The organism is Halomonas sp. BC04 (assembly GCF_000568385.1).
This window is the reverse complement of sequence record NZ_AZQX01000404.1, coordinates 1-19,917: the sequence shown is the minus strand read 5'-3', so window position 1 is coordinate 19,917 and position 19,917 is coordinate 1. Positions and strand designations below refer to the sequence as shown.

The window sequence follows — 19,917 nt, the reverse complement described above, 5'->3', positions numbered from 1 at the left end:
AGTGCCTAGAAGGTTACGGATGCCTGCCTAGGGGCGAGGCGTTGACGCCGGCACGGAGGCCGGCGTCGTTGGCGCGTTGACTGAACTCAGCCGCGCAGATCTTCCGGGATGTCGTAGCCGTTCTCTTCGAACCAGCGCACAGCACCCGGATGCCAGGGCATGAAGGTATTGTGCTCGTAGTTCTCGGGCACGGTCTCACGCGCGGCGCCGTGGATCTGCTGCATGCGCTCCTGGTTCTCCATCACGGTCTTGGTCACTTCGTAGACCAGTGACTCCGGCATGTCCTGATGGGTGATGGCGAAGTTCCAGATGGAGATGGCCGGCAGGTCCTCTTCCAGGCTGTTGTACACGGATGCTGGAATGGCAGACGGTGACAGCTCGGGATAGTCGCCCAGCACCTGATCCATGTCGGCTTCGGAGAAGGAGAAGATGTTGACGTTTGCCTGGGCCTCGAGCTGGCTGAAGGCCGAGATCGGTACGCCAGCGGCGAAGGCGAAGGCGTCGATCAGGCCATCCTGAAGCTGACCAGCCTGGTCGGAGGCACCCCCGTTGCGGGTATCGACATCGAGGCCGAGCTTGTCGAACAGCTGAGGGTAGTACATGTCCGACGTACCGCCGGCCGGGCCCACGCCCACGGTCTTGCCATCCAGGTCAGCCACGGAAGTGATATTGGAGCCTTGCAGGGTGATGATCTGCAGGGTGGTCTGGTACATCGGGAAGACGGCGCGAATGTCGGTGTGCTCGATGCCCGGTGCCAGTTCGCTTTCGCCGATCCAGCCTGGTAGGCGGGCCCCATGGTGACCATGCCGAAGTCGTGCTCGCCCATCTGGACCAAGGTGGCATTCTGTACCGGGCCGCCGGTCACTTCGGCGCCGAAGGCGACGCCGAGGGCTTCACCCACCATATTGGCCCAGCCTGAGCCGTAGATGAAGTAGGTGCCGCCCTGGCTGGCAGTGCCCACGGTCAGGCTGCTGGGCCAGTCGTCGCGGTCACCGGCCTGGGCGCCGGTTGCTACAAGAGCGGCGCTCAGGCAGGTGGTTACGATCAGTTTGGATGCTGCATGTCGCATGGTGTCACTCCAATCGATTTGTCATTATGAAAGCGTAGCGCTCCCAAGAGGAGCGCGGGACGCTCCAGAAAATCTGGCGTACAGCATCCAGTATAGGCAATCGGCGTGCCTTGACAGGAAAAATGCTAGTTGCTCAAGTGGTTGCGAAATCGATTGTCGACGAAGGTCTTAAGGCCCAAGCCCTGTTGTGGCTGGGATGTCGCACGCGAGGCTCAGTGTGTGTGCGGATTTCCGCACGCTTCAGGTTACTGGGCCTGGGGCGAGGCGGCCAGGGCGGCGATCAGGCGGCTCACCTGGTGCAGGTCATTCATCAGCGTGGAGGCGAGCCAGGGATCGAGTCGCTGTTGGCGGAGTCGCTCGGCCAGCTCACGCTGCCAGCGGTAGCGAACCGTCTGTACCGGGTTGCCGATATCGGAAGCCTCGGGTTCTTCGGCCAATCTGTTCAGGCCAAGGGCGAGGGCCAGGCGGAGGTCGTCATGGGCGTCCCGCAGGGGGCTGGTTCGCGCTGAATGGCGCAGCAGGCTGCGCTGTAACACTTCGCCGAAGCGCACGGCTTCCACCATGCGTAGCGTCTGGTCCCGAAGGTTATCCAGGTGTGTCCTCTGTTCGTCGGTCAGGGGCGTATCGATAAGCGAATGGAAGGCCAGAATCTCGGCCAGAAGTGGCTTGATTCGTTCGTGATAGCGGACATTGACGGCGGGCCAGGCGGTGGGGTCGATGCTTGTGTCGACAGTCTCGCGCTGGGGCGGGTGGCCGATGACATCGGCACTGGGTAGCAGGATGGCCGTGCAGAGGAGGTGGTAGGCACGACGGTTGAGACGCTGGCACTCCTGCTCCATGGCGGCGACGGCGGTATCGGCGTGCTCCAGTGCGGCCTTGTCCAGATAGCGGGCCTGGGCGGGGGGCAGGCGAGCAGGCTCCGGAAAGCGGCGCTCCAGTGCATTCGCCAGGCGAGGAATCAGAGGCAGCATGACCACGATACCCAGCAGGTTGAACAGTGTATGAAACAGCGCCAGCTTGAGTGGCCAGGCGGTGGCCGCCATGCCGCTGATTGCCGCAATGACATCGACCAGCCAGGCGAGCGGCATCAGGAGCACTAGCGCGATGGCCGCGGTGACAAGGTTGAAGACCACATGGGCACCGGCCAGGCGACGCGCGGCTGCCCCGGCGGCCAGGGCGCCCAGTACCGCCGTCACCGTGGTGCCCACATTGGCACCAATGGCGATGGCCAGGGCCGGGAGGTAGGGGAGTTGTCCCGAGGCCAGGGCGGTCAAGGTAAGCAGCAGGGTGGCATGGCTCGATTGCATGACCACGGTGGCAATGATGCCGAACAGCACGAACAGGGGCCAGTGCCAAAGCCGGTTCCCGCCCAGGTCGTCGAGCCTGAGGCCGTCCTGCCAGGTCTCGAAGCCCAGCTTCATGAAATCGATGCCCAGGAAGAGCAACCCGATGCCCAGCACCAGACCGGCAATACTGGCCAGGGCTCCGCTTGAGAGACGGTTGCCGAGCAGCCCCAGCGCCAGCAGGGGCATGGCGTAGTGAGCCAGGTCAAAGCGCAGGCCGACGCTGGCGATGAGCCAGGCGCCGGTGGTGGTGCCCAGGTTGGCACCGAACAGCAGGGCAATCGCCCCGGCCAGGCTGACCAGTCCTGCGCCGACGAAGGACATGGCGAGTAGCGTGATCAGCGAGCTGGACTGCACCAGGGCGGTGGCTAGCGCGCCCACGCCGATGGCCCGTGCAGGGCTTCGGGTGGCGTTATGCAGCCAGCGGTCGAGCGTGCCGCCGGAGAGCCGCTTGACCCCTTCCTCCAGGTGGGACATGCCCCACAGGAACAGGCCAAGCCCCGCCGCCAGGGTGGCAAGGTCGGGACGTGCCAGCAGCAGCGCCGTTGCAGCAAACAGCCCGAGCAGTTCCAGCCGCCGCCGCATGGGCCGGGACAGTGGTGCGTTGAGTGCGGCTTCCTTGGCAGGCACGCTCAGCGCCCTTTGGGGTCGAGAATCCTCACGGTTTGAATCGTGTCGGAACGCTGCTCCTCACGCTCCCGGTTGACCCGTGTTTCCAGCTCCGAATGGGCATCGTCCTCGATGGGTGCCTGCTCGAAGAAATCGCAGCTGACGCAGTCTCGGTAGCGAATGCCATTTTGCTCCCAGGCGCGGATGCGATCCATCTCGGCGCAGCGCGGACAGATGGCGCCGGCGATAAAGCGTTTCTGAACAGCCATGGAAACTCCCGTATGGCTGCCATCGGTGTGGACATGCTCCGATGGCGGTCGATGATACCCATTGCATGGTATCGAATCAGGCGGCACGAATCCCGCTATGGCGCAACAGCGGCTCGACGCTGGGCTCGCGGCCCCGAAATGCCCGGAACAGCTCGGCGGCATCCCGGGCGCCCCCCTGCTCGAGAATCTCGTGGCGGAAGCGCTGGCCGGTCTCGACATCGAAGATACCCGCTTCCTCGAAGGCGCTCCAGGCATCGGCGGAGAGTACCTCGGCCCATTTGTAGCTGTAGTAACCCGCCGCGTAACCGCCGGCAAAGACATGGCTGAAGCCGTTCTGGAAGCGGTTGAAATCGGCCCGGGGTACCACCGAGACGGCGGCGCGCACTTCGTCGAGCAGCGCTTGCACATCGGCGGCGGTGGGAGCGGCCAGCTCATGGTGCAGGCGCAGGTCGAACAGCGAGAACTCGAGCTGGCGAACCAGGCCCATGGCCGACTGGAAGTTCCTGGCATCCTGCAGGCGCTCCAGCAGTTCGGCCGGGAGCGGCTCGCCGGTGTCGACGTGGCCGGCAATCAGGTCCAGCCCCTCGCGTTCCCAGCAGAAATTCTCCATGAACTGGCTCGGAAGCTCCACGGCGTCCCATGCCACCCCATTGATGCCGGAGATATCGGCGACGGTCTGTTGCGTCAGCATATGATGCAGCCCGTGCCCGAACTCGTGAAACAGGGTGGTGACCTCGTCATGGGTCAGCAGTGCCGGCCTGTCGCCCACCGGGCGGGTGAAGTTGCAGGTCAGGTAGGCCACCGGCAGCTGCAGTGAGCCATCTTCACGGCTGCGCCGCACCCGGCACTCGTCCATCCAGGCCCCGCCACGCTTGCCTTCTCGTGCGTAAAGGTCGAGATAGAAGCCGGCGATGACCTGGCCGTGCTCGAGGATCTGGAAGTAGCGCACCTCAGGATGGTAGCGCGGGGCGGAGGCGTCCTCCTGGAAAGTGACGCCATAGAGGCGCTCGACGACCCGGAACAACCCATCCACCACGCGGGGAGCAGGGAAGTAGGGGCGCAGCTGTTCCTGGGAAATGGCGTGGCGAGCCTCGCGAAGCTTCTCACTGGCATAGCCCACGTCCCAGGGTGAAAGCTCAGCGATGCCCAGCTCGCTGCGGGCGAACTCGGCCAGCTCATCGAATTCCTCCCGGGCCTGGGGCACGGCGCGCCTGGCCAGGTCGTCCAGGAAATCGATCACCTGCTGGGGTGACTCGGCCATCTTGGTGGCCAGGGAGTAGTCGGCATAGGTGGCAAAGCCAAGCAGCTCGGCCAGCTCGCGGCGCAGGCGCAGGGTCTCCTCGATAACCGGCGCGTTGTCGTACGCGCCGGCGTTGGGCCCCTGGTCGGAGGCGCGGGTGACGAAGGCCGTATAGACCTCCCGGCGCAGTGAGGCGTCGTCGGCGAAGGTCAGTACCGGATAGAAGCTGGGGAAATCGAGGGTGATGCGATAGCCGTGCACACCCTTGGCCTCGGCGTTGGCGGCAAGCGTCGCCAGGGCACTCTCCGGGAGACCGGCCAGCTGGGCTGCATCGTCGATGTCCTTGTGCCATGCCTGGGTGGCATCCAGCAACTGGTTGGAGAAGTTATTGGATAGTTCGGAGAGCCGTGACTTGATCTCGCCATAGCGGCGCTTCTTCTCGGCGGGCAGGTCGACGCCGGCGAGGTGGAAGTCGCGCAATGTGTTGTCGATGCTGCGGCGTTGACCTTCATCCAGCGACTCCCAGCCGGGCCCCTCCTTCAGCGCCTGCCAGGCCTGGCACAGCTCCGTGTGCTGGCCCAGCCAGGTGCTGTAGTCGGAGAGCTGACCCAGGCAGGCCTGATACGCTTCACGAAGCTCGGGCGTGTTCATGGTGCCATTGAGGTGAGAGACCGGCGACCAGGCCCGGGAGAGGCGGTCGTTGAGGGCCTCGAGCGGTGCGGCGAGACTCTCCCAGGTCGGGGTTTCCTGATGCGCTCGCGCGACCAGGGTCTCGATGGCGGCACGGTTCTCCGCGATCAGCGCTTCGATGGCGGGTACCACATGGGCCGGCGAAATATCGGCAAAGGGTGGCAGGTCGTGGGCGTCGAGCAGCGGATTGTGGGACATGCACACCTCGTGGGCAGGGCTGATGGTCGATGGTTGTCAGGTTACGACGTAATGGGCTTTAGATGCGGCCGGACTGGCCGGGTTTCAATGCATTGCGGGATATCGATGGATTTGGTGCCATCGAGCCGGCCTGATAGGCTTGCGGCCTTCACGAAGCAGAGGCCGACGGCATGAACGCAACCCTGGAGCGCTGGAGTACCCGGCGGGCCTTTATTCTGGCGGTGACCGGTGCAGCCGTAGGGCTCGGAAATATCTGGCGTTTTCCCTATATTACAGGCGAGAACGGCGGGGCGGCTTTTCTGGCGCTTTATGTGGCGTTCGTGCTGCTGCTGGGGCTGCCGGTGATGATGGCAGAGATCCTGGTCGGCCGCGCCGGCCGCCGTTCGCCGATGCAGTCGCTGGGATATCTCGCTAACGCCGCCGGTGCCAGCGGCCACTGGCGCTGGCTGGGGGGCTTCGGCGCCTTGACGGTCTTCTGCATTCTCTCCTTCTACTCCGTGGTGTCCGGCTGGTCGATCGAGTTTCTGGTGGCGTCGGTCAACGGCAACTTCGTGGGGCGCAGCGCCGCCGAGATCGGGGCCGGGTTCGACGCCTTCCTTGCCGATCCACGTCGCATGACTTTCAATCATACGCTGTTTCTCTTCATGACCATGAGCGTAGTGGCCGCCGGCGTGGCCAAGGGGCTCGAGCGGCTCAACAATCTGCTGATGCCGCTGCTTTATCTGCTCCTTCTGCTGCTGGCCGGCTATGCGGCGACCACGGAGGGGTTCCGGCCGGCCATGGCTTGGCTGTTTCAACCCGACTTCACGGCCATTACGCCGCTCGTCGTGATGCATGCCATGGGCCACGCCTTCTTTACCCTGGCGGTGGGTGCCTGTGCGCTGATGGCCTATGGTGCCTACATGCCCGAGCGCCAGAGTTTGCCGCGAGCCGCGGCGGCAGTGGCCGTTCTCGACGTTGGCGTGGCGCTGCTCGCGGGTATCGCCATCTTCTCGGTGGTGTTCGCCCAGGGCATGGACCCCGCCGAGGGACCGGGCCTGATGTTCGTCACGCTGCCGGTGGCTTTCGCCGAACTGCCCTGGGGAGCGCTCTGGTTGAGCACCTTCTTCCTGCTGTTGCTACTGGCGACCTGGACCTCGTCGATCAACTTGGCCGAGCCGATGGTCGCCACGCTTCAGGGGCTGGGACTCGGGCGGGGCCAGGCAGCAGCGGTCATCGGCGTGTCGGTGTGGCTGGTGGGGCTGCTGTCGGTACTGTCGTTTTCGACGCTGGCCGAGTGGCGTCCGCTGGCCGGCATGAATGTCTTCGACCTGGTGACAACGGTGCCCACCGAGATATTCCTGCCGGTGGGTGGCCTGTTGATCGCCGTTTTTGCGGCCTGGATCATGCCGCGAGGGGCTGCCCGGGATGCCCTGGGTATCGGCGAGCCGGGCTTTCGCCTCTGGCTGGGGGTGGTACGCTGGGTCTCGATTCCACTGACGGCCCTGGTGCTGGCTGCCGGGCTGCTATGACATGTGATGGCCGATGCGTCGGTCAAGGGAGGCGAAATGCAAGCAGGGAACCCCATTCGCAGTTGGAAGGGCGTGACCCCGAGCCTGGGCGAGCGGGTCTACGTGGACCCGGCCAGCGTGGTGCTGGGCGACGTGGTGCTGGGTGATGACAGCTCGGTCTGGCCGATGACGGTCATCCGCGGGGACATGCACCGCATACGTATCGGCGCGCGTACCAGCGTGCAGGACGGCAGCGTGCTGCATATCACCCATGCCAGCGACTTCAATCCCGACGGCTTTCCGCTCACCATCGGCGATGACGTGACCATCGGCCACAAGGCGGTACTGCACGGCTGCACGCTGGGCAACCGCATCCTGGTGGGCATGGGGGCCATCGTCATGGACGGCGCCGTGGTCGAGGATGAGGTGATCATTGCCGCGGGGGCGCTGGTTCCGCCGGGCAAGCGCCTGGAAAGCGGGCATGTGTATGCCGGCAATCCAGCCAGGGCGATGCGGCCGATCAAGGAGAGCGAGCGCGCCTTCTTCCCCTACACCGCTGGCAACTACGTCAAGCTCAAGGACGAGTACCTGGCGGCGAAGGGGAGGTGAGTGCCAGAGCGGTTGCATTTCTCCGCAGCGAGGGGCGCCGAGGACAGGCCGAAGAGGAGGTCCTTTTCCAGGGATGGAAAAGGTAGCGCCCAGGGATGGGTTTACAGCGCCTCCTCGTAGGCCTGCCCTCGGATCAGCCTCGAGCGACGCTGCTTTCTGCAAACGGCCTGGAACGAATTGCTAAAGCATTGTTTTTTATTGTCGGGGTGGGCGATAATCTGTTTTTTTATCCAGCTCTCTGGGGTTGCCCCGCCATATGGCCGATTTTCGTACCCATTTGAGTGCCGCCGTGGGTGGCGGTGTCCTGTTGGCCGTCACCGGCTGGCAGGGCGGCCTCTGGACGCCGGCCGAGGCACTGCCGCTGGCGGTACTGACCGCCTTCGGCGGCATCCTGCCCGATATCGATGCCGATCAATCACACGCCGTGCGCCTGATCTTCAATACCATGGCCGTGCTGGCGGTGATGGTCGGCGTGCTGTTGCTGCACGCTCGGCTGGAACCGGGGGCGCTGCTGATGGTCTGTGGCGGGCTCTACGTGGGGGTGCGCCATGTGCTGAGCCCGATCTTCAAGCGCTTCTCCGTGCACCGTGGGATCTGGCACTCGCTGCTGGCCGCGGTGCTGTGCGGGCTGGCGACCAGCGTGGCCGGTTACCACTTCCTGGCTCAGGAGGGCCGGTTGGCCTGGGCCCAGGGGCTGGCGCTGGGGCTGGGCTATCTCATCCACCTGGCGCTGGACGAGCTCTATAGCGTCGATCTTACCGGGGCGCGGCTCAAGCGCTCCTTCGGCACGGCGCTCAAGCCGTTCGACTACCGCGCCCCAGGCAATTCTCTACTCATGATGCTGCTGGTGGCAGGCCTGCTGCTCTGGTTGCCGCCCTGGTCGGCGCTGGGTGAGCTGGTCGCTCACGGGTCGGTCTTCTGGCGGTAGTCCTCGGCTTTCAGGCCATACTTTTTCAGCTTGTCATAGAGGGTCTTGCGTGGCAGGCCCAGGTGTTCGCAAACGTCATTGATCCGGCCGCGGTGGCTGGCCAGCGACTGGCTGATGAGGCTCTTCTCGAACAGCTCGACCTGCTGCGGCAGGGCGAGGTCAGCCCCGGTGGTCTCGACACCTTCTAGCAGGTCATCGAGGCGATAATCGAAGGCCGAGCCCAGCAGCACATAGCGTTCGGCCAGGTTGCGCAGCTCGCGGACGTTGCCGGGCCAGTCATGGGCCATCAGCGCCGAGACGCCGCGTGCATCAAGGGGCGGCGCCTCCAGGCCGCTGCGATTGGCCGCGACAACGGCGAAGTGCTGGAAGAGTAGCGGGATGTCTTCGCGCCGATCCCGCAACGGCGGAATCGGCAGGGTGACCACATTGAGGCGGTAGTAGAGGTCTTCGCGGAACTGACCCTCCTCGGCGGCGACCCTGAGATCCACCTTGGTAGCGGCGATGACCCGGATATCCAGCGGCACCGGCTCATTGGCGCCCAGCCGTTCGACACAGCGCTCCTGCAGCACACGCAGCAGCTTGACCTGCAGGGCCAGGGGCATGGACTCGATCTCGTCGAGGAAGACGGTGCCGCCGTTGGCGTGTTCGAACTTGCCGATACGGCGCTCCACGGCGCCGGTAAAGGCTCCCTTCTCGTGGCCGAACAGCTCCGACTCGATGATGCTTTCCGGTACCGCTCCACAGTTGATGGCGACAAAGGGGTGTCCACCGCGTGGGCTGCGTTCATGGATGGCACGGGCCACCAGGTCCTTGCCGGTTCCGGTCTCGCCAAACAGCAGGACATCGGTCTGTACCTGGCCGATACGCTGGATCATGGAGGCCAGGCGCTGGATGGCCAGTGTGCGTCCCACCAGGCGTGGGCCTGGTGCAGCCTGCTGTGCTTCCAGCTCGGCCTTGAGCCGCCGGTTCTCCAGGCTCAGGCGTCGCTTGTCGACGCCACGGCGTACCATCTCCACCAGGCGCTCGCCGGCAAAGGGTTTTTCCAGGAAATCCCAGGCGCCTTCCCGCATCGCCTCAACGGCGGTGGAAATGTCTCCGTGACCGGTGATCAGGATGACCGGCAGGTCGGGGTCACGCAGGCGAACCTCTTTCAGCAGGGCCATGCCGTCCATGCCGGGCATGCGGATGTCGCTGACGATCACGCCGGGAAAGTCAGGCAGGAGCATCTTCAGGGCGCTCTCCGCACTGGCGTGTGGTTCGGGCAGGTAGCCGGCCAGTTCCAGCGTCTGGCCGGCGGTGATGCGCAGGTGGGGTTCGTCATCGACAATCAGTACCGGTGCGGCCGCCGGATCATGCATGGGAAATCGGCTCCTGGGTCTGTGCGAGGCGGGATCTCTCGGGATCGCCGTCACGGGTCAGGGTAATGGTAAAAAGGGCGCCGGCACCAGTGAGGTTGGCGGCATCGAGCCGGCCCCCCAGGTCGTCGATGATGCGTGACGATATCGAGAGCCCGAGCCCCAGTCCGCTACCGGGTGTCTTGGTGGTGAAGAAGGGCTCGAAGATGCGCGACAGGTGCTGTTCAGGGATGCCCGGTCCGGTGTCGGCGACGCTGATGCGCACGTGGCGGTCGTCGGCGTCGATAGCGAGGGTCAGCTGCGGGTCGGAGGTGTCGGCCATGGCCTGCAGGGCATTGCCGATCAGGTTGACCAGCACTTGCTCGAGGCGGACCAGGTCAGCGTGCACCCAGACCTCCTCGTCGGTCCAGCGACGAATGACTTCCACATTGCTGCTGCGCAACCGTGCCTGGTAGAGGCGCAGTGCATAGTCGATACAGGCCTGCACCGAGACAGTGGTCAGGGTGCCGCCGCTCTTGCGCGAGAACTGGCGCAGTTGGGCGCTGATTTCTGCCATGCGCTCGGTCAGCTCGACGACCTGGGCCAGGTTGGCATCGGCGGCATCCTGTCGGCTGCGGGCGAGGAAGGCCCGGGCGTTCTCCGCATAGGCGCGGATCGCCGCCAGGGGCTGGTTGAGTTCATGATTGATGCCGGCGGCGAGCTGGCCGAGCACGGCGAGTTTGGCCGCCTGGATCAGCTCATCCTGGGTCTGGCGCAGGCTCTCCTCGGCCCGGCGGCGCTCTTCGATCTCGTCGGAAAGCAGGCGGTTGGTTTCCACCAGGTCGCGGGTACGGTGTTCCACATTGCGCTCGAGCTCGTCCCTGGCGCGGGCCAGGGTGCGGCGTTCCCGCTCGGCGAACAGCTCCCTTTCGCGACGGAGCCTGAGACGCTGCCAGCCGACGCCACCGGCCAGTACCACCACGCCGTAAAGGCTCCGGCGAGAAGAGCGGCCAGCCATTGTGCATTGTTCACCGGGTCGAGCGGCTTGAGGATGTGCATGTTCCAGCCGAGCTCCTCCATATGCCGGGTCAGCCCAAGATAGTTGCCTCCGGCCAGGGGCCCATCGGCGAATCGCACCAGGCGACTTCCGTCTTCCCGGTACTCGTATGCCTCGATGCCCGATGGGGAGAGCGGCTCGTCGGCATAGCGTCGGGTAGCCAGCAGTGATCGGTGCTCCTCTTCGGAGAGCGGGTAGAGCGCTGTCATCTGCAGCTCGGGACGGCTGGCCATGAAGATGATGTTATCCGCATCGGTGACCAGTAGTTCGGCATCCTGTTCTGCCCATCCCTCCTCGACGGCATCGAGCAGCACCTTGATGACCATCACCCCATAGGGCTGGGCATCCGGGGCCGTATCGTCGAGCCATACCGGGGCCGAAAAGTAGTAGCCGCGCTCCAGGGACTGGGTGCCAAGTCCGAAGAAACGGCCGCGCTGGCCTTCGATGGCATCCTGGTAATAACTGCGGAAGGCGTAGTTGTGGCCGATGAAGGTATTTTCCAGATGCCAGTTGCTGGCTGCCTTCGTCGTACCCACGCGGTCCAGCAGATAGACATCGGAGACGTCGGCGATGGCGCGGAACTGGTCCAGCAACAGGTTCAACGGCATGGGATTCTGGTCCCCGTGGTTGGCCAGGAAACGCCTTACCATCTCGCGGGAAGCCAGCAGCTGAGGGAGGTAGTCATGCCGTGTCAGGTGACCCTCCAGGCCGGAGGCAGAGAGGCGAAGCTCGTTCTCGGCCTCCCGCACCATGTTCTGCAGAACCTGCTCGCGGGCGGCCTGGGATGCCTGCCACATGACAATGGCCAGGCCCAGCGGCAGCAGCAGCAACAGCAGCCGCCGCAGGGAGCGAGACATTCTTGGTGGGCGGTGCGGACCTTTCAAGCGCGAGTATCCTCAGCTCGGAATTTCGGGTAGTGCCTGGGCGCGTCGCAGCGCCCGCTGGGCTCGGGTCTCGGCGCGCTCCATTTCCAGCAGCTCCTCCTCGACGAAGACCAGGTGCTCGTGGGCACGCGCACGAGCGTCCTCGGCGCGACCTTCAAGAATGGCATCCAGCAGGGCGCGGTGTTGCTTCATCAGCAGCGGGCGCGACTGGGGTTTCTCGAAGAGGTGGGTCAGGTTATCGACGATACTCTTTTCCAGGAGGTGGAAGATGCCGCGAATGGTATGCAGCAGCAGTACGTTGTGGCCCGCCTCCGCGATCGCCAGATGGAAGGCGGCGTCGGCCTTGGCCTCGAGTGCCGGGTTGCGGCCGGCGAAGCAGGCTTCCAGCTCTTCGAAGCGCTTGAGCAGCATGGCCTTGTCGGCCGGCGTGGAGCGCAAGGCTGCATAGTAGGCCGAGATGCCTTCCATGGCATCGCGAAACTCCAGCAGGTCGAGATGAAATTCCTGATGCCGGGAGAGCATGTCCAGCAGGGGGTCGCTGTAGCCGCTGTTGAGTTCGCGGGTCACGAAGGTTCCGCCGCCCTGACGGCTGATCAGCAGTCCGCGGGTGGCCAGCTTCTGGATGGCTTCGCGCAGGGAAGGTCGGGAAACGCCAAAGCGTTCGGCCAGTTCCCGTTCCGGTGGCAACCGCTGACCTGGCTTGAGGCTGCCCTCGAGAATCATGGCCTCAAGGCGTTCGGTGATCACATCGGCCAGTTTTGGCTGGCGAACGGTCTGATAGGACATGCGGGTTTTCCTGGCGATCGGCTATAATTGGTCTGACCAATATTGACTCGATTGGCGTCATGATGCAATCGGAAAGCGGGGAGGAAATCTGGTCAACTATCATGAGCTTGCAACAGTTCGATATATGGTATCGACCAAAGTATAGCCCTTCCGGTGAGGCAAACCGTGGCCTGTCGTTTGACACTGTGCAAGCCGAGCCTAATGTGCCTTTTTCTTCTTCGGTAAATTGGTATTACCAATTTACCGAAGAAAGAGAGGCAAGGCAAATTCAGTGCGAAGTTTCGACGTCATCCAAGACAATAACAGTCCTGTGACACAGCAAATCCTACCGCAGTCCGCGGCTTCCCGCGGGCCGACCGTGAGGGCACCTCATGACGCCAGTCAAGCTCTATCCCCCCAAGTCAGAAAAGGCCTACTACTTCGGCACCTGTCTCGTCGATATGTTCTATCCCGAAGCGGGCCTGGACGGAATCCGCCTGCTGGAGCGTGAAGGTATCGAGGTGCTCTTTCCCGAAGACCAGACCTGTTGCGGACAGCCGGCCTATACCTCCGGCTACCAGAGCGAGGCTCGTGCCGTGGCGGCGGCGCAACTCGGGCTTTTCCCGGAGCCCTGGCCCATCATCGTTCCTTCGGGGTCCTGCGGCGGCATGATGCGTACCCATTATCCGCAGCTGTTTGCCGGCACCGATCAGGAGGCACTGGCCGGCGAGGTCGCAAGCAGGGTCTACGAACTCACGGAATATCTGGTCCATGTCTGCCACCTTCGACTCGACGACCGTGGTCCGGCCGAAGCGGTGGCGATGCATACTTCCTGCAGTGCGCGACGAGAGATGGGGCTGGCCGAGACAGGGCCGGCACTGCTGGCCAGGCTTGGCCAGGTCGAGCTGGTGGAGCAGGAACGGGCCGCCGAATGCTGCGGTTTCGGCGGCACCTTTGCCGTTCGTCACCCGGAGGTCTCGGCCGCCATGGTGGAGGACAAGACCCAGGCCATCGAAGCGACGGGGGCCAGGCACTTCGTCTCGTCCGACTGCGGCTGCCTGATGAACATCAACGGCCGCTTCGAACACCAGAAGAAAGCGATCAAGGGCGAGCATATCGCGAGCTACCTGTGGCGGAGAACCTCATGAGCGTCGAGACCTATACGCCGCGGGCCTTTCATCGTCAGGCCCATGATGCCCTGGGCAACCCCCAGATCCGCTCCAACTTCCGCCGGGCCATGGACGGCCTGATGACCAAGCGGCGCGATGTCTTCAGCGACTGGGACCTGGAGACCCTGAGGGATCTGGGCGCCAATATCCGCCTGAGGGCGCTGGCCAAGCTGCCCGACCTGCTGGAGCAGCTGGAAGCCAACTGCGAGGCCAACGGCATCCGGGTCCACTGGGCAGAAGATGGCGAGGAGGCGTGCCGCATCATTCGTGAGCTGTGCGAATCCCATGGGGCGACTTCGGTCATCAAGGGCAAGTCGATGGTGTCCGAGGAGATGCACCTCAATGCCCATCTGGAGGCGGCCGGGATCGAGGCCCTCGAGTCGGACCTCGGCGAGTACCTGGTGCAGCTCAACGAGCAGACGCCCTCGCATATCATCATGCCGGCGATCCATCTGAATACCGACGAGATCTCCGACATCATGCACGAAAAGACGGGGACAGATCGAACCCGTGATGTCGACTACATGACCGCTGCCGCCAGATCCCAGCTGCGTGAGCGCTTCATGAATGCGGATGTGGGTGTCTCGGGGGTCAACTTCGCCGTGGCCGAGACCGGCACCCTGTGCCTGGTGGAAAATGAAGGCAATGGCCGCATGACCACCACGGTGCCCCCGGTGCATATCGCCGTGACAGGAATAGAAAAGGTGGTCGAGCACCTGCGTGACGTGCCGCCGCTCTATGCCCTGCTGACCCGCTCGGCAACCGGTCAGCATGTCACCACCTATTTCAACATGATCTCGGGACCGCGCAAGGCCGACGAGCATGATGGCCCTCGGGAAGTCCACCTGGTGCTGGTCGACAGCGGACGCTCCCGCATCTACCAGGACGATGAGCTGCTCGATACCCTGCGCTGCATTCGCTGTGGCGCCTGCATGAACCACTGCCCGGTCTATACCCGCGTCGGTGGTCATAGCTACGGCACCACCTACCCCGGCCCCATCGGCAGCATCCTGATGCCGCATATGCTGGGGCTCGAGGAGACCAAGGACCTGCCGACCGCATCCAGCCTGTGCGGCGCCTGCGGCGAGGTGTGCCCCGTCAAGATCCCGATTCCCGACCTGCTGGTGCGCCTGCGCCGCGAGGCGGTGGGCGAGGGGCGTGGCAACGTTCCCGGTGCGGGGGTAAAGCGCACGAAGAAGGAGGTGGCGGCCTGGAAGAGCTGGCAGTGGCTGGCGACCCACCCCTCGGTCTGGCGGGGAAGCTTGATGATGGCTGGCAAGCTGCGTGCATTGACACCAGCAAGGCTTGGTCCCTGGACGCAATACCGCACCGCGCCGAAGCTGGCGAAGCGCTCGCTGCATGCGCTGGTCAAGTCCCACCGCCGGGAAAGGGAGGATGAGTCATGAGTGCACGCGAGGGGATTCTCAAGCGCCTTCGTGAGCGCGCCGACGGTGCCTTGACCGCACCACAGAGCGACTTTGGCGTCGTGACCGGGCGAGGCTGGAGTGCCGAAGAACGCCTCCAACGCTTCGAGCGGTGGATCAGTTCCGTTCACGGTGAGGTCATTCATACCTACCGTGGCAGCTGGACGGCCGACCTGGCGAAACTGCTGCAAGCCAAGGGGGTTCTCCGCCTGGCATTGGGGCGCGAGCATCCGGTGGCGGCGGAGGCGCGGGCGGCCCTGGCCGATACCGGCGTCACGCTGGTCGATGCCGACCGTGACGTTGAGGCGTGGCAGCAGGAACAGTTCGAGTCCACGGATGCCGGCCTGACGTCCACCCGGGGCGGCATTGCCGAGACCGGCAGCCTATGGCTGTGGCCGACCCCCGATGAGCCTCGCCTGCTCAGCCTGGTGCCGCCGATCCATATCGCGGTGCTGGATGCCGAGACTCTCGAGGACACCTTCTTCGACGTGATCGAGGCCCATGGCTGGGCCGGCAGCATGCCCACCAACGCCCTGCTCATCTCGGGCCCGAGCAAGACCGCCGACATCGAGCAGACCCTGGCCTACGGGGTGCACGGCCCCCGTGAGCTGATCGTGCTGCTACGCCATGCCGAGGAGCGCTCATGACGCCTGCAACGCTTGATCCGGCCACCACCGACGCCTGGCATGATCTGAAGAGCGAGCTGCTCGAGATCATGCCCGCCGAGCGTCTGATCGACGACCCGCTGCGTACCCTGGCCTATGGCACCGACGCCAGCTTCTACCGTCTGATTCCCAAGCTGATCGTGCGGCCCGAGAGCGAGGACGAGTTGATGGCAGTGCTGGCGGCGTGTCGCTCCCGCCGGCTGCCGGCGACCTTTCGCGCCGCCGGGACCTCGCTGTCCGGCCAGGCGGTGACGGATTCCGTGCTGATCCAGATGGGCCAGGGCTGGCGCGGTCATGAGATTCTCGAGGGTGGGCAGGCGATTCGCCTGCAGCCGGGGGTGATCGGCGCACGGGCCAACCAGCTGCTGGCCCCCTTCGGCCGCAAGATCGGCCCGGACCCGGCCTCCATTGGCAGCTGCATGATCGGTGGCATCGCTGCCAATAATGCCTCGGGCATGTGCTGCGGCACCGCACAGAACAGCTATCGCACGGTGCGTGACATTCGCGTGATCCTGGCCGACGGCACCCGGCTGGATACCGCCGACCCGGCCAGTCGTGAGGCGTTTCGGCATAGCCATGCGGAACTCGTCGAGGGGCTCGAGCGGCTCTCCGCCGAGACCCGGGCCAATACGCCGCTGGCCGAAAAGATTCGTCACAAGTACCGGCTCAAGAACACCACCGGCTATGCGCTCAACAGCCTTGTCGACTTCACCGACGGTATCGAGATCCTCAAGCATCTGATGATCGGCTCCGAAGGGACGCTGGGTTTCATCAGCAACATCACCTACGACACCGTGGTGGATGAACCGCTTAAGGCCGCGGCGTTGCTCTTCCTGCCGGACATGGCCACCACCTGCCGGGCGACCATCGCCCTCAAGCCGGCCCCGGTCTCGGCCGTCGAGCTGATGGACCGCGCGGCGCTGCGCTCGGTGGAGCGCAAGCCGGGAATGCCCGAGGTATTAAAGACGCTGCCGGACAGCGCGGCGGCGCTGCTGATCGACGTGCGCGGCAACGATGAGGGCGAGCTTGAGGCGCGCCTTCAGGCGGTGCGTGACATCTTTGAAGGCATTCACACCCTGGAGCCCGTGACCTTTACCCGCGACAAGAGCACCTACGAGCTCTACTGGAAGATCCGCAAGGGTCTCTTTCCCGCCGTGGGCGCGGTGCGTGATACCGGCACGACGGTGATCATCGAGGACGTGGCCTTTCCCATCGAGCGACTCGATGAAGGCGTTCAGGCGCTGACCGATGCCTTCCACCGCCATGGCTATCCGGAGGCCATTCTCTTTGGCCACGCCTTGGAAGGAAATCTGCACTTCGTCTTCCCCCAGGGCTTCGAGAAGCCCGGCGAGGTGGAGCGCTATCAGGCACTGATGGACGAAGTGGCGCAACTGGTCGGCGTCGAGTATGGCGGCTCGCTCAAGGCTGAGCACGGCACCGGGCGCAACATGGCGCCCTATGTCGAGCTGGAGTGGGGGCCCGAGGCCTACGCCCTGATGTGGCAGATCAAGGCGCTGTTCGACCCCGAAAACCTGCTCAACCCCGAGGTCATTCTCAGTCGCAACCCGACACTGCACCTGGAGAATCTCAAGCCGTTGCCGGCGGCCCACGAGATCATCGACAAGTGCATCGAGTGCGGTTTCTGCGAGCACGTCTGTCCGTCGAAGGACCTGACCCTGACGCCGCGCCAGCGGATCGTCATTGCCCGTGAGATGGCTAGGCTCGAGGCCCTCGGTGATGCTATCGATGGGGAGGATGCCGAGCGCCTGACCACGTTGCGCCGCGACTATCGCTACGCCGGCGACGAAACCTGCGCCGTCGATGGCCTCTGTGCCACCCAGTGCCCCGTCGGCATCAATACCGGTGAGATGATCCGCGATATGCGCCATGAGCGGCTGGCGCAGCATGGCGGTCTGTCTCGCCGGGTGGGTCGCCACTTCTCCGGGGTGACCCGTATTGCCCGGGGTGTGTTGAACATGGCGGGCGTTGGCCGTGCGGTGCTGGGCGAGAAGGGGCTCTCCCGGGTCAGCGGTTCGATAACCAGGATTAGTGGCAACCGAGTGCCGCAATGGGTGCCCACCCTACCCAAGGCGGCATCGATTCGAGTCCTCAAGCAGCGTTCGTCCGGCGACGGATCAAAGGACAAGGTGGTCTACCTGCCCTCCTGTGCGACCCGGGTGTTCGGTGCCGCCCATGGCGATACCGAGAGCCGTTCGATCATGGAGATCACCCTATCGCTGCTGGAGCGAGCGGGGTTCGAGGTGATAATCCCCGAGATGACGGGCCATCTCTGCTGCGGCATGGCGTTTCACTCCAAGGGGCAGTTCGACGAGGCGACGCACAAGGCCCGTGAGCTCAATCGCGAACTGCTGGTAGCGAGCCAGAACGGTCGCTATCCGATCATCAGCGATACCAGCCCCTGCGTGTTGCACATGCAGTCGCGCCTCGATGAGCGCCTGTCGGTGCAGGAACCTGTTGCCTTCGCCCATGACCACCTCTTGCCCCGGCTCAACCTCACGCCGCTCGATGAGCGCGTCGCGGTACATGTCACCTGCTCCAGTACCCATATGGGACTTGGCGAGCGCATGGTGGCGCTGGCCAGGGCCTGCGCCCGCGAGGTTGTGGTGCCGGCGGAGATCACCTGTTGCGGGTTCGCCGGTGACAAGGGGCTTTCCACGCCGGAACTCAACGCCTCGGCGTTGAAGGGGCTGGCGGTCCAGGTGGCGGATTGCGATGCGGGCTACTCCAACTCGAAGACCTGTGAGATCGGGCTGGCGCTGCATGGGGGGATCCCCTATCGTTCGATCCTGTCGCTGCTCGAGCGGGCAAGTCGGCAGCAAGTGGCGTGCTGAGAGCGGCCACTTGTCCACAGCCACTCGCTCGAAACCGCCTGTGGATGGGCGTTTCGGGCGGGCCGTGAAATTTTGCGGCGAAAGTCCTTGCAGCGGCGACGCTCAGCCCATAAAATACGCATCCGCTGCCGGCAACGGGCAAACGTTACCGGCGGTGGAGGTGGAGAAAGTGCTTGTTTCTGTTTGGTTTTTTCGGATCGGCTAGTGAGATTCGCGATTGACAGAGACGCCGGAAACGGTAGAATGCACGCCACGCTGAAGGCAGCCGGCGGTACCGGCGCTTCGATGGCAGGCTCACCCCGGTGAGGCCAGCGAAGAGAGTTGACAAGCTCAGCCGATTCAGTAGAATACGCCTTCCTCGCAGGGCGCTGGCGAGGCCGCTGACAGAGTCAGCCGCCACGACAGCAAGCGAGACGCTCCGCTCTTCCCGTGTGGTTTGAAGAGAACGAGAGCCGCTCTTTAACAATCGATCAGGTAATTCATGTGGGCGCTTGTCGATGAGGTGGTGAGAAGTCACACCATTTCAAGGCAAGCGACTCGTCGAAGACCTTCGGGTCTTTTTGAGAAGCTTTGACCTTGAGCCAAGATTGGTTCGCTTTCAGCTGTCGCCTTCGGGGGGTGGCTGAGCAAGAACCGCAATGATTTGAAACTGAAGAGTTTGATCATGGCTCAGATTGAACGCTGGCGGCAGGCTTAACACATGCAAGTCGAGCGGTAACAGGTCCAGCTTGCTGGATGCTGACGAGCGGCGGACGGGTGAGTAATGCATAGGAATCTGCCCAGTAGTGGGGGATAACCTGGGGAAACCCAGGCTAATACCGCATACGCCCTACGGGGGAAAGCAGGGGATCTTCGGACCTTGCGCTATCGGATGAGCCTATGTCGGATTAGCTAGTTGGTAGGGTAAAGGCCTACCAAGGCGACGATCCGTAGCTGGTCTGAGAGGATGATCAGCCACATCGGGACTGAGACACGGCCCGAACTCCTACGGGAGGCAGCAGTGGGGAATATTGGACAATGGGGGCAACCCTGATCCAGCCATGCCGCGTGTGTGAAGAAGGCCTTCGGGTTGTAAAGCACTTTCAGCGAGGAAGAAGGCCTGGTGGCCAATACCCACCAGGAAGGACATCACTCGCAGAAGAAGCACCGGCTAACTCCGTGCCAGCAGCCGCGGTAATACGGAGGGTGCGAGCGTTAATCGGAATTACTGGGCGTAAAGCGCGCGTAGGTGGCTTGATAAGCCGGTTGTGAAAGCCCCGGGCTCAACCTGGGAACGGCATCCGGAACTGTCAGGCTAGAGTGCAGGAGAGGAAGGTAGAATT

Annotated in this window: 12 protein-coding genes, 1 rRNA gene and 2 pseudogenes; 8 read left to right on the top strand and 7 right to left on the bottom strand. The window is 64.0% G+C overall.

Features of this window, described 5'->3' with window-relative positions:
- Nucleotides 1-86: 86 nt before the first annotated feature.
- The 4 genes and pseudogenes from Q427_RS26835 to prlC all read right to left on the bottom strand — a co-directional run bounded on the left by Q427_RS26835 (nt 87) and on the right by prlC (nt 5,418).
- A pseudogene (locus Q427_RS26835) lies at nt 87-904 on the bottom strand (TAXI family TRAP transporter solute-binding subunit).
- A gap of 410 nt (nt 905-1,314) precedes the next feature.
- Nucleotides 1,315-3,042: a Na/Pi cotransporter family protein gene (locus tag Q427_RS26830; protein WP_155833714.1), complete on the bottom strand. Its 1,728-nt coding sequence runs from the start codon at nt 3,040-3,042 to the stop codon at nt 1,315-1,317.
- Between the two features lie 2 nt (nt 3,043-3,044).
- Nucleotides 3,045-3,290: a YheV family putative zinc ribbon protein gene (locus tag Q427_RS26825; RefSeq protein WP_043518578.1), complete on the bottom strand. Its 246-nt coding sequence runs from the start codon at nt 3,288-3,290 to the stop codon at nt 3,045-3,047.
- A gap of 76 nt (nt 3,291-3,366) precedes the next feature.
- Entirely contained in the window at nt 3,367-5,418 is a 2,052-nt protein-coding gene (prlC, locus tag Q427_RS26820) for an oligopeptidase A (protein ID WP_043518577.1), read from the bottom strand.
- A 170-nt stretch (nt 5,419-5,588) separates the two neighbouring features.
- Between prlC and Q427_RS26815 the strand changes: the two genes are divergently transcribed.
- The 3 genes from Q427_RS26815 to Q427_RS26805 all read left to right on the top strand — a co-directional run bounded on the left by Q427_RS26815 (nt 5,589) and on the right by Q427_RS26805 (nt 8,445).
- Nucleotides 5,589-6,929 carry a sodium-dependent transporter gene (locus Q427_RS26815; protein ID WP_043518576.1) on the top strand — a complete coding sequence of 447 codons (1,341 nt, stop codon included), beginning with the start codon at nt 5,589-5,591 and terminating at the stop codon, nt 6,927-6,929.
- Nucleotides 6,930-6,965: 36 nt separating this feature from the next.
- Nucleotides 6,966-7,517, top strand: a complete 552-nt coding sequence (locus Q427_RS26810; RefSeq protein WP_043518575.1) for a gamma carbonic anhydrase family protein — start codon at nt 6,966-6,968, stop codon at nt 7,515-7,517.
- Nucleotides 7,518-7,773: 256 nt separating this feature from the next.
- Nucleotides 7,774-8,445: a metal-dependent hydrolase gene (locus Q427_RS26805; protein WP_043518574.1), complete on the top strand. Its 672-nt coding sequence runs from the start codon at nt 7,774-7,776 to the stop codon at nt 8,443-8,445.
- Here the strand turns inward: Q427_RS26805 and Q427_RS26800 are convergent.
- The 3 genes and pseudogenes from Q427_RS26800 to Q427_RS26790 all read right to left on the bottom strand — a co-directional run bounded on the left by Q427_RS26800 (nt 8,421) and on the right by Q427_RS26790 (nt 12,506).
- On the bottom strand, nt 8,421-9,803 hold the full coding sequence (locus Q427_RS26800) for a sigma-54-dependent transcriptional regulator (protein WP_043518573.1): 1,383 nt from the start codon (nt 9,801-9,803) through the stop codon (nt 8,421-8,423). The two genes, Q427_RS26805 and Q427_RS26800, sit on opposite strands and share 25 nt — an antisense overlap.
- Nucleotides 9,796-11,693 (bottom strand): annotated as a pseudogene (locus Q427_RS26795) (sensor histidine kinase). Before Q427_RS26795 ends, Q427_RS26800 begins: the two are co-directional and overlap by 8 nt.
- A gap of 39 nt (nt 11,694-11,732) precedes the next feature.
- Complete coding sequence (locus Q427_RS26790; RefSeq protein WP_043518572.1) at nt 11,733-12,506, bottom strand: GntR family transcriptional regulator; 774 nt, start codon at nt 12,504-12,506, stop codon at nt 11,733-11,735.
- 371 nt (nt 12,507-12,877) lie between these two features.
- Here Q427_RS26790 and Q427_RS26785 point away from each other — a divergent pair, with 371 nt between their 5' ends.
- The 5 genes from Q427_RS26785 to Q427_RS26765 form a co-directional block, all read left to right on the top strand.
- On the top strand, nt 12,878-13,633 hold the full coding sequence (locus tag Q427_RS26785; protein ID WP_043518570.1) for a (Fe-S)-binding protein: 756 nt from the start codon (nt 12,878-12,880) through the stop codon (nt 13,631-13,633).
- Complete coding sequence (locus Q427_RS26780) at nt 13,630-15,060, top strand: LutB/LldF family L-lactate oxidation iron-sulfur protein (protein ID WP_043518569.1); 1,431 nt, start codon at nt 13,630-13,632, stop codon at nt 15,058-15,060. Before Q427_RS26785 ends, Q427_RS26780 begins: the two co-directional genes overlap by 4 nt.
- Nucleotides 15,057-15,725, top strand: a complete 669-nt coding sequence (locus Q427_RS26775) for a LutC/YkgG family protein (protein WP_043518567.1) — start codon at nt 15,057-15,059, stop codon at nt 15,723-15,725. Before Q427_RS26780 ends, Q427_RS26775 begins: the two co-directional genes overlap by 4 nt.
- Nucleotides 15,722-18,595, top strand: coding sequence for an FAD-binding and (Fe-S)-binding domain-containing protein (locus Q427_RS26770; RefSeq protein WP_081786236.1), 2,874 nt, complete (start codon nt 15,722-15,724; stop codon nt 18,593-18,595). Before Q427_RS26775 ends, Q427_RS26770 begins: the two co-directional genes overlap by 4 nt.
- Nucleotides 18,596-19,241: 646 nt before the next feature.
- Nucleotides 19,242-19,917, top strand: a 16S ribosomal RNA gene (locus tag Q427_RS26765); the annotation flags it as partial.

Coding starts and splice junctions, on each gene's coding strand:
- Q427_RS26825 (WP_043518578.1), bottom strand. CDS start 3,290: ATGGCTGTTCAGAAACGCTTTATCGCCGGCGCCATCTGTCCGCGCTGC.
- prlC (WP_043518577.1), bottom strand. CDS start 5,418: ATGTCCCACAATCCGCTGCTCGACGCCCACGACCTGCCACCCTTTGCC.
- Q427_RS26815 (WP_043518576.1), top strand. CDS start 5,589: ATGAACGCAACCCTGGAGCGCTGGAGTACCCGGCGGGCCTTTATTCTG.
- Q427_RS26810 (WP_043518575.1), top strand. CDS start 6,966: ATGCAAGCAGGGAACCCCATTCGCAGTTGGAAGGGCGTGACCCCGAGC.
- Q427_RS26805 (WP_043518574.1), top strand. CDS start 7,774: ATGGCCGATTTTCGTACCCATTTGAGTGCCGCCGTGGGTGGCGGTGTC.
- Q427_RS26800 (WP_043518573.1), bottom strand. CDS start 9,803: ATGCATGATCCGGCGGCCGCACCGGTACTGATTGTCGATGACGAACCC.
- Q427_RS26790 (WP_043518572.1), bottom strand. CDS start 12,506: ATGTCCTATCAGACCGTTCGCCAGCCAAAACTGGCCGATGTGATCACC.
- Q427_RS26785 (WP_043518570.1), top strand. CDS start 12,878: ATGACGCCAGTCAAGCTCTATCCCCCCAAGTCAGAAAAGGCCTACTAC.
- Q427_RS26780 (WP_043518569.1), top strand. CDS start 13,630: ATGAGCGTCGAGACCTATACGCCGCGGGCCTTTCATCGTCAGGCCCAT.
- Q427_RS26775 (WP_043518567.1), top strand. CDS start 15,057: ATGAGTGCACGCGAGGGGATTCTCAAGCGCCTTCGTGAGCGCGCCGAC.
- Q427_RS26770 (WP_081786236.1), top strand. CDS start 15,722: ATGACGCCTGCAACGCTTGATCCGGCCACCACCGACGCCTGGCATGAT.